General features: G+C 73.6%; 1 protein-coding gene. It reads right to left on the bottom strand.

The features are described 5' to 3' along the window. Positions 1-220: heterodisulfide reductase-related iron-sulfur binding cluster (locus BN358_RS12775; RefSeq protein WP_040583375.1), on the bottom strand; the 220-nt coding region annotated here is incomplete at both ends.

Raw genomic sequence — 220 nt, 5'->3', positions numbered from 1 at the left:
ACGATCATCGCCGCGCAGGACCCGGCGAGGGTCACGACGGCTTCGGCGCCGTCGAGGCTGTCCAGCGTCTGGGCGAGCACGCGCCCGGCCTGCGCCGGGAATCCCGAGTTCAGCGCCGGCTGTCCGCAGCAGGTCTGGTCGCGGGGGACGACCACCTCGACCCCGATGGCCTTGAGCACAGCGATGGTCGCTGCCAGCGGCCCGGGAGCGGCGAAGTCCG

Origin of the sequence: Sedimentibacter sp. B4 (assembly GCF_000309315.1) — a bacterium.
GTDB lineage: Bacteria > Bacillota > Clostridia > Tissierellales > Sedimentibacteraceae > Sedimentibacter > Sedimentibacter saalensis.
Note: the sequence above shows the minus strand (reverse complement) of the source record. Positions and strands in the feature narration are given on the sequence as shown.